9 protein-coding genes, 2 tRNA genes and 1 pseudogene are annotated in these 7,593 nt (G+C 56.1%); 6 read left to right on the top strand and 6 right to left on the bottom strand.

The features are described 5' to 3' along the window. Window positions 1-63 (bottom strand): annotated as a pseudogene (locus ASF69_RS23320) (elongation factor Tu); the annotation flags it as partial. Window positions 64-417: 354 nt separating this feature from the next. Between ASF69_RS23320 and ASF69_RS04110 the strand changes: the two are divergent. After that, window positions 418-1,047 (top strand): TerC family protein, encoded by a 630-nt coding sequence (locus ASF69_RS04110; RefSeq protein ID WP_062585500.1) that lies wholly within the window; start codon window positions 418-420, stop codon window positions 1,045-1,047. Between the two features lie 359 nt (window positions 1,048-1,406). Here the strand turns inward: ASF69_RS04110 and ASF69_RS04105 are convergent, their stop codons facing one another. The 3 genes from ASF69_RS04105 to ASF69_RS04095 form a co-directional block, all read right to left on the bottom strand. Continuing rightward, complete coding sequence (locus ASF69_RS04105; protein WP_062585499.1) at window positions 1,407-1,823, bottom strand: PAS domain-containing protein; 417 nt, start codon at window positions 1,821-1,823, stop codon at window positions 1,407-1,409. A gap of 284 nt (window positions 1,824-2,107) precedes the next feature. Further along, window positions 2,108-2,181 (bottom strand) — tRNA-Gly (locus ASF69_RS04100). A gap of 24 nt (window positions 2,182-2,205) precedes the next feature. Then, a tRNA-Tyr gene (locus ASF69_RS04095) sits at window positions 2,206-2,290 on the bottom strand. Between the two features lie 290 nt (window positions 2,291-2,580). On the opposite strand from ASF69_RS04095, the gene ASF69_RS04090 reads away from it, so the two are divergent. The 3 genes from ASF69_RS04090 (at window position 2,581) to ASF69_RS04080 (ending at window position 4,267) form a co-directional block, all read left to right on the top strand. Beyond that, window positions 2,581-3,462, top strand: a complete 882-nt coding sequence (locus ASF69_RS04090; protein WP_062585497.1) for an RNA methyltransferase — start codon at window positions 2,581-2,583, stop codon at window positions 3,460-3,462. Window positions 3,463-3,497: 35 nt separating this feature from the next. Next, on the top strand, window positions 3,498-3,884 hold the full coding sequence (locus ASF69_RS04085) for an acyl-CoA thioesterase (RefSeq protein ID WP_062585495.1): 387 nt from the start codon (window positions 3,498-3,500) through the stop codon (window positions 3,882-3,884). Between the two features lie 176 nt (window positions 3,885-4,060). Next, a complete protein-coding gene (locus ASF69_RS04080) occupies window positions 4,061-4,267 on the top strand; it encodes a hypothetical protein (protein ID WP_082469623.1) in 207 nt (68 codons plus the stop codon). Between the two features lie 220 nt (window positions 4,268-4,487). On the opposite strand, the gene ASF69_RS04075 is transcribed toward ASF69_RS04080, so the two are convergent. Both ASF69_RS04075 and gloA read right to left on the bottom strand, forming a co-directional pair. Next, window positions 4,488-5,663, bottom strand: a complete 1,176-nt coding sequence (locus ASF69_RS04075; protein WP_082469612.1) for a D-Ala-D-Ala carboxypeptidase family metallohydrolase — start codon at window positions 5,661-5,663, stop codon at window positions 4,488-4,490. A gap of 200 nt (window positions 5,664-5,863) precedes the next feature. Continuing rightward, on the bottom strand, window positions 5,864-6,304 hold the full coding sequence (gene gloA / locus ASF69_RS04070; RefSeq protein ID WP_062585490.1) for a lactoylglutathione lyase: 441 nt from the start codon (window positions 6,302-6,304) through the stop codon (window positions 5,864-5,866). Window positions 6,305-6,492: 188 nt separating this feature from the next. Here gloA and ASF69_RS04065 point away from each other — a divergent pair, with 188 nt between their 5' ends. After that, window positions 6,493-7,071, top strand: a complete 579-nt coding sequence (locus ASF69_RS04065) for a cold-shock protein (RefSeq protein ID WP_062585488.1) — start codon at window positions 6,493-6,495, stop codon at window positions 7,069-7,071. After that, a complete protein-coding gene (locus ASF69_RS04060; RefSeq protein WP_062585487.1) occupies window positions 7,071-7,559 on the top strand; it encodes a DUF192 domain-containing protein in 489 nt (162 codons plus the stop codon). The genes ASF69_RS04065 and ASF69_RS04060 overlap by 1 nt, the downstream gene beginning before the upstream one ends. Window positions 7,560-7,593: the final 34 nt, after the last annotated feature.

The following is a 7,593-nucleotide window of genomic DNA, read 5'->3' as shown; positions in this document are numbered from 1 at the left end:
AACGTGACCGATCGTGCCAATGTTGACGTGCGGCTTGTTGCGCTCAAACTTGCTCTTTGCCATGTGAATTGCTTCCTGTGAACGTGAAGTAGTTTTCCCGGCGAACCGGTTTGGTGTCGCCGTTTAAGGCTTTGCAAGCGAATGCGCAAGACTTAATTGTCGCCGCGCCCGTTGCGCAGCCAAAAGCGACACGATAGCCACCATATGGTGCCGATAATTCGGAGTGTCAACGCACACACGGCTTTCAATATATGGGATAATCGGCCGCACGCTCTTTACGAGTACATGATTAATGGCATATTGCGGGTCCACTGCCGGCAGGAGACCGGCGAACGGCGCACCAATGCCCGTATGATAATGCTCGCCTTTAAGCCGCTCTCTCCCACGGCACCAATTCTTGTCCCTTCAGGATCTGCCATGGAAATTTTTACCGCCGCCGGTTTTACGGCATTTCTTCAGGTCATAGCAATAGATCTCGTGCTCGCGGGTGATAACGCTATCGTTATCGGCCTTGCCGCTGCGGGCCTGCCCGCAGAACTGCGTCGCAAAGCCATCCTTGTCGGCATCATCGCTGCAACAGTTCTGCGTATCGCCTTTGCGGCCCTCACGGTGCAGCTCCTGGCCATTGTTGGCCTTCAGCTTTTCGGCGGCCTTCTTCTGGCATGGGTCTGCTGGAAGATGTGGACAGAATTGCGTGAGCAAAATGGCTCCATGGATGAGGTCGAAGACGAGAATGCCGATCTGACCAAGGGCCAGAAGACGTTCTTCCAGGCCGCCACCCAGATCGTCATTGCCGATGTTTCCATGTCGCTGGACAATGTTCTTGCCGTCGCTGGCGCCGCGCAGGACCATGTCACGGTGCTCATCATCGGCCTCGTCTTCTCGATTGCGCTGATGGGTCTTGCGGCCAACTTCGTTGCCAAGCTGCTGCATCGCTACCGCTGGATTTCCTATATCGGCCTGCTCGTTATCGTCTATGTCGCGGCAAACATGCTCTACCACGGCTTCCTCGAGGTCTGGCCATATATCCAGCCCTATTTCGGCTGACCTAAAAACACTGCCAATACCACCAAGCCCCGGGGAAAACCTCGGGGCTTTTTTCATGCGCATAATTCACCGCATTGATTCTCTTCGACAAAAGGGAACCAGGGCGCAAGCGGCAACTCAAAGAAATTGCCGGTTCGAAATGACGATTGCCGTAAGCCTCGCGCAAGCTAAAAGAGTCACTAATTTAGATATAAGAAATAACTACAGAGGCAATCTGAACAATGGCTTACGATTGGTCTGGTGGAAGAACTCGCCGTTCAAGGCGCGTAAAGCTTGGCGCGACCATCGGGGCATTGGCGCTCGCGGCCCTCATTGGGCAATTCTATTTCGGATTTTTCTTCTACGGATTGGGATAACGCTCAATCAACCGCGTGAGGCGCGTTGAGGTTCGATGGAACAGGCTCTCCGCCGTGCGGGCAGCTTTCAAAAACAACGCCTGAGAACAGCGTCGCAACACCATCGATATATCGGTAGCATTTGCCGACTTCAGTCACCTTGACGAAACTCTCGCCTCGCCGAACGCGGTAGACCATTTCGAAGGATTGCCCAGACAGAACGGAATCCTGAATGCCCTCCACCACATAGGGCCTGTCGTCTTCGTGTATCCGCTCCATCATGCTTTCAGCGGGCAGCCCGCCGTTCAATTCATCGATGGAAAAGCCCATGATGCGACCGAATACCTCGTCCGCCCAAAACAGATTTTGCACTACGTCCCAGGCATAAAATCCGCCCAGATTCATGGCAACGTAGCGTTGAAGGCGCGCATTTTCAGGCATAGCCAATCCTGACATGATTTTTGCCGAGTAGAAGTTTGCAAGAGACTACATAAAGCAGAGAGATTTGAAAATATCTAGTTATTCTAATTGCTTAAATTAATCTGCGACCTTCTATCACAGGTTATGATAATATCAAAACACACCAAAATATCACTGCAACTATCCTGAGACGGCACAGGCACCGTCCCAAATTTATACAGCCGCCGACTGCATGAGCCGCCATGAATGCGGAAACATGCGATGGTAATCAGTTTGGAAGCGTGAGTGTTTTGGAAGTGAAATTTTGGAGCGGGTAGCGGGAATCGAACCCGCGTATTCAGCTTGGAAGGCTGCTGCTCTACCATTGAGCTATACCCGCGGCGCTGGTCTGATCCGTGCAGAATGGTGGAGGAAGTTGGATTTGAACCAACGTAGGCTGAGCCAACGGATTTACAGTCCGTCCCCTTTAACCACTCGGGCATTCCTCCAGTATTCTGCGAGGATCAAGCAACCAAGCTTAACCAGATGTCCGTCCCGGAGCGTTGCCGTTTCGTCGTCTGTGGCCGCGTATATGACTGCCCTCGCCGCTTCTGTCAACACGATGTATGACGAAATTATGTGAAAAATTTGAACAGAGTCATAGGCCTGTGGATTACGTCCATGCGCCGCAACATCTGTTCCCGGCCTTACACAGGACCAGATCAAAAAACTGCTCCTGTTCAGCTCAGCTTTGGACCGGGGTACTGGTGCTAAACCTACGCGGAAGATATAAGGCCCCATGAGCAAAGACGATCAGAACGAAAAATCCACCCGCGATACTCACTATGCAACGCTGCGCCGCGCTGTGCGCGATGCCAAGCGGGAGCGTGGTGAAATCCCGACCCCCGCCTTTCAGAAGCGCAAGCCGAAAGCCGCCGACGACTGGAAGCCGCCGCAACTCGCGCCGGATCAGGTGCACCTCTATGGTTTGCATACCGTACGCGCAGCGCTGGCCAACAAGGAGCGGCAGATCGTCAAGCTGTCCGTGACGATGAATGCGCTTTCACGCCTGGAAATCGGCACGGCCGAAGAACAGCCTTTCCCTGTCGAGATGCTTTCGCCGCAGGATATCGACAAGGTCCTGGGTCCGGATGCCATCCATCAGGGCGTCATGCTGGAAACAAAGCCGCTTCCGGTGCGCAAATTGTCTGCACTGAAAGACAGCCCTCTCATCCTGGTGCTGGATCAGGTGACAGATCCGCACAATGTCGGCGCCGTGATGCGGTCTGCGGTGGCGTTTAATGCGGGTGCCCTGATCACGACCATGCGCCACAGCCCGACAGAATCCGGCGTGCTGGCCAAGTCCGCCTCGGGCGCGCTGGAAATGATTCCCTATATCCAGATCACCAATCTGGCAGATGCGCTTGGTGAGTTGCACAAGCTGGGCTTTACGTCCATCGGGCTCGATTCCGAGGGACCTGCGCCGATCGAGCAGACCTTTTCGGGTGAGAAGATTGCGCTCGTTCTGGGGGCTGAAGGCAAGGGATTGCGGCAGAAGACCCGCGAGACCGTCACAGCATTGGCAAGGCTGGACATGCCGGGAGAGATAAAATCACTCAACGTCTCCAACGCAGCCGCCATTGCGCTTTACGCGACGCAGCAATTTCTTAAAAAGAAATAGTTTCTCGAAGTTTTCACGCCTTTATGGGAGCCACAATGCCAGACCAGATCAAACCAACCGGTGAACTGACACTTCGCACGCTGGCCATGCCTGCGGATGCCAATCCCGCCGGAGATATCTTTGGTGGTTGGGTCATGTCACAGATGGACTTGGCAAGTGGGATTCGCGCAGCAGAACGCGCACGCTGTCGCGTGGTAACGGCAGCGGTCAAGGAAATGGCATTCGATCTGCCCGTGAAAATCGGCGACACGCTGTCCATCTACACCGATATTGCGCGTGTGGGCCGCACATCCATCACGCTTACGGTTGAAGCATGGGCGCAGCGGTCGCGCTACGATGCGCTGGAAAAAGTAACCGCAGGCACATTTATCATGGTAGCCATGGATGACGAGGGCAAGCCGAAGCCTATCGCCAAAGCCTGAGATTACCGTAGACATGTCTATCCTAGTCGCCTATCGGCGCGCCACTGCCCCACGCCGGATGGATCGCCCATCGCGATGAAATCTGCGTCGCACGGCGAGATCACGCTGAAAACACATTTTTGTGTGCTGATACCAATGCCGATGTCGGCATTGATGTCACTCTGGGAGGAGCACACATGAACAACCGTACTGTCATCATCGTCATTGCAGCGATCGTCATTCTTTCGGCGGTGGCGTATTTTATGGGCGGCACAAGTCCAACCGGGACGACCTCGTCACCCGCCAGCCCGCCGCCAGCAACATCGACACAGCCCTCAACGCCAGCGCCCGCACCTTCAACGCCGGCACCCGATGCGCCCGCGCAAAACCAGACGACGCCATAAACGTCTGACGCCGGCGGGCATGTGCTTCGGTCTGGCTTGACGAGAAAAGGTGGGGTGCAGATGAGACCCCTCCTCCACCCTTTCGAAACCCACATTTTTGCGGCGGCTTCAGCCTCTGGCAGGGGAAAAGTCTATCGGGCGAATTGAGGTTGGAGAGTGCCTGCCACGGCGAGCCCAAGAGTGCTGGATGCTCACATGACCAGGCGTCGCACGAACGCGCTTAAAGACTGCTCGATGTCCGGCGGCATCGCCAGTTCCAGTCTCTCGGTTCGCCAATATCCATGTGGACAGATTCGGTGTGGCAATAGGTGCCCACGCCACCCCGATCAGGCAGCGAGCGCAGATAGCTGGCAAGCTCCCACTTCGATACACCGCTGACCTGAATATCTGCGGCATCGCATGTGTAGTGTTTGGAACCCTGCGTCGTTGCCTTGGGCGGTCTATAGCCTGAGGTGACCATCGCTCGGCGCCCGTAATGCGCTTCGACTTCCTTTATCCGCCTGATCATTTCCGGCTTGAAACAGCCGACATTTACATTCTCCGTCTGAAGCAGCAATCCGTTTGGCGCGACCCGGCTGAGACCGGAGAGCGACGCCAGCTTCATCAGACCGGCTGGCTTGTCGCCTTCGCTGTCATCGAACTCGTCGGTCATGCTCATCCGACCATTGGAGCCGACGTGAGCGGCATTGCGGTTTGCCGTCAGCGGCAAGGCGGCCATCTGCGTCAGACCCGTGGAAGCGCCAGCCCCACGCTTCTTGACGGCACCGGCAACGAAAGCTGCAACAGGGACAGAGCCCTCTCCCCCCGGCTGCGGCTGGCCCTGCTTTACCGGTTGCGCCGCCAGTGCCTGACCGGCATCGGCAGGAGAGTTCGGCGACGAGTACATGGAATGCTGCTGCGATGTCTGCGCCTCAGGCGGCAAAACCGGCCTTGGCTGGCCCGCCGCAGGCGCGGAATAGACGCTGTTGAGTGCCGGAGAAATTTTGGCTGCAGGCGCATAGGCGTTAGCGCCCGCACTGGCAGCCGGGTCCGCCGGAACGCCATCGGGTTTTATAGCCACCGCATTGGGTTGGGAATTGGCGTAAATGCTGAGTGAGCTGGCAGAAATGCCGGTGGGCTGGGTAACCAGACCTGATATCTGCGCTTCCTGACCATAGGCGGACGGCGGCTGTGGCTGGCCTGGCACAGCAGAGGCGTGGGGGGCAGTCTGTCTCGACGACGCCGACACCAAGGCCGGGTCGACATAGCCGCCATTCGGGTTTCTTGCCATCGCGGGCGCTTGATCGGCGCTTGCAACCTGCGCCGCCGAGGCATCGACCGCCGGTGTGGCAGCGGGTTGGGCCTGCGAAAGTGTCTTGTCGGAACCTGCGGTCACGCAGCCTGATAGCGCCAGCATAAACACAGCGGCAAGACAGCGTGCTGACGCATGTGACGATGAACGGGTGACAAGTTTCAAGGCAAAGCCTCCGCAGGCGCTTTTCGACACGTTCGGCCCGTCCCCGGCGTCTATTGGACCGATGACAGATCTCGACAACGAGACCGGTCATCGGGCAACACAGGAGAGCGGAGAGATATCACCTCAAAAAAGGAATCATCTCACCAGGAGCCGGTATTCTCCATGGATATCCATGGTTCGGCTGGTGCAAGGCTTGCGCCTTTCTGCAATATCTCGATGGAAATGCCATCCGGAGAGCGGACGAAGGCCATGTGGCCGTCGCGTGGGGGCCGATTGATCGTCACGCCCGCCGCCTGCAATTTTGCGCAGATTTCGTAGATATCGTCGACCTCATAGGCCAGATGGCCGAAATTGCGTCCGCCAGCATAATCTTCGCTGTCCCAATTGTAGGTCAGCTCCAGAAGCGGGGCCTTGTGCTCCTGTGCAGTCGCGACATCCTCGGCTGCCGCAAGAAACACGAGGGTAAAGCGACCCTTCTCGTTTTCTATACGGCGAACTTCCTGAAGTCCGAACATGTTGACATAGAATTCCAGTGATTTTTCAAGGTCTTTTACACGGACCATCGTGTGCAGATAACGCATTTACTTCTCCTCATTGTATTATTCCTGCCGTTACGTCAGGCAAGTCAGCCTTGAGCAAGCCCAAAGACATAAAAGCAGGTGGATAAATCAGAAACTAGGGCTTGCGCGAAACCGTTACCAAGATGTTAATCTAATTCCAGGGAATCAGTTGACCGGTAATGGTAAGTGCGTAGAGGGGCTGGGCGGAAATGGCTGATAGGATGTCGTCTAAGAATGTAGCCGATTTTGAAGACCTTTCTAGCGAAGCGGTCGATCTCGTTGAGATCACCGGTGTCGTGAAATGGTTCGACGTTGCCAAGGGTTTCGGCTTTATCGTACCGGATAACGGTATGCAGGATGTCCTTCTACACGTTTCTTGCCTGCGCCGCGATGGTTATCAGACAATTCTTGAAGGAACCCGCATTGTTGCGCTGGTCCAGCGCCGCGATCGTGGATACCAGACCTTCCGCATTCTTTCGATGGACCAGTCCACTGCGGTTCACCCGTCACAACTGCCTCCCGTTCGCACCCATGTCCAGGTTACGCCATCCAGCGGCTTGGAGCGCGCCATCGTCAAGTGGTTCAACCGCACCAAGGGTTTCGGCTTTTTGACACGCGGCGAAGGCACGGAAGACATCTTCATCCACATGGAAACGCTTCGCCGCTTCGGCCTCGCCGAATTGCGCCCGGGTCAGGTTGTTCTCGTTCGTTTCGGGGATGGCGACAAGGGATTGATGGCAGCGGAAATCCACCCGGACAATCCAGCCCCGATCGGTATGTCGCATTGATGAGTGTAGCGTCTGCACTGGCCACGGCTTGCAAAACGGCCGCTTTTTGCGCAGTTCTTGTGGCATCTTCTGCAGGAGCTGTTTCCGCGCAGGAAAAGTTCGCGTCTGAGCCTCTCACAATTGAGACGGCCGACGGAAAGTCGCACACATTCACGGCGGAACTCGCGTTGACTGATGGCCAGAGACAGCAGGGACTGATGTTCCGCAAGTCAATGGCAGCCGACCACGGGATGCTGTTTGATTTCAAGATGGACCGGGAAGTGACGATGTGGATGAGAAACACGCTCATCCCGCTGGATATGGTCTTCATTTCGAAGGCCGGACGCGTCACGCATGTGCATCGCAATGCAGTGCCGCATTCAGAAGACATCATCAGCTCGAAAGGAGCTGTTCGTTACGTGCTGGAGCTAAACGGCGGTCAGACGCGCGAACTCGGCATAGAGAGCGGCGCGACAGTGCGCAGCAAGCAGATCGGCAACGCCGACTAACTGCAAAGGCCGGGCGAGAAACGCCCGACCGCCT

This window comes from Rhizobium sp. Leaf311 (genome assembly GCF_001423445.1).
In the GTDB taxonomy this organism is placed as follows: domain Bacteria; phylum Pseudomonadota; class Alphaproteobacteria; order Rhizobiales; family Rhizobiaceae; genus Agrobacterium.
The sequence above is the reverse complement of the archived record's forward strand: the minus strand, read 5'-3'. Positions and strand labels throughout refer to the sequence as shown.

Coding starts and splice junctions, on each gene's coding strand:
- ASF69_RS04080 (WP_082469623.1), top strand. CDS start 4,061: ATGAACAACCGTACTGTCATCATCGTCATTGCAGCGATCGTCATTCTT.
- ASF69_RS04075 (WP_082469612.1), bottom strand. CDS start 5,663: ATGCTGGCGCTATCAGGCTGCGTGACCGCAGGTTCCGACAAGACACTT.
- ASF69_RS04105 (WP_062585499.1), bottom strand. CDS start 1,823: ATGCCTGAAAATGCGCGCCTTCAACGCTACGTTGCCATGAATCTGGGC.
- ASF69_RS04085 (WP_062585495.1), top strand. CDS start 3,498: ATGCCAGACCAGATCAAACCAACCGGTGAACTGACACTTCGCACGCTG.
- ASF69_RS04110 (WP_062585500.1), top strand. CDS start 418: ATGGAAATTTTTACCGCCGCCGGTTTTACGGCATTTCTTCAGGTCATA.
- ASF69_RS04060 (WP_062585487.1), top strand. CDS start 7,071: ATGAGTGTAGCGTCTGCACTGGCCACGGCTTGCAAAACGGCCGCTTTT.
- gloA (WP_062585490.1), bottom strand. CDS start 6,304: ATGCGTTATCTGCACACGATGGTCCGTGTAAAAGACCTTGAAAAATCA.
- ASF69_RS04090 (WP_062585497.1), top strand. CDS start 2,581: ATGAGCAAAGACGATCAGAACGAAAAATCCACCCGCGATACTCACTAT.
- ASF69_RS04065 (WP_062585488.1), top strand. CDS start 6,493: ATGGCTGATAGGATGTCGTCTAAGAATGTAGCCGATTTTGAAGACCTT.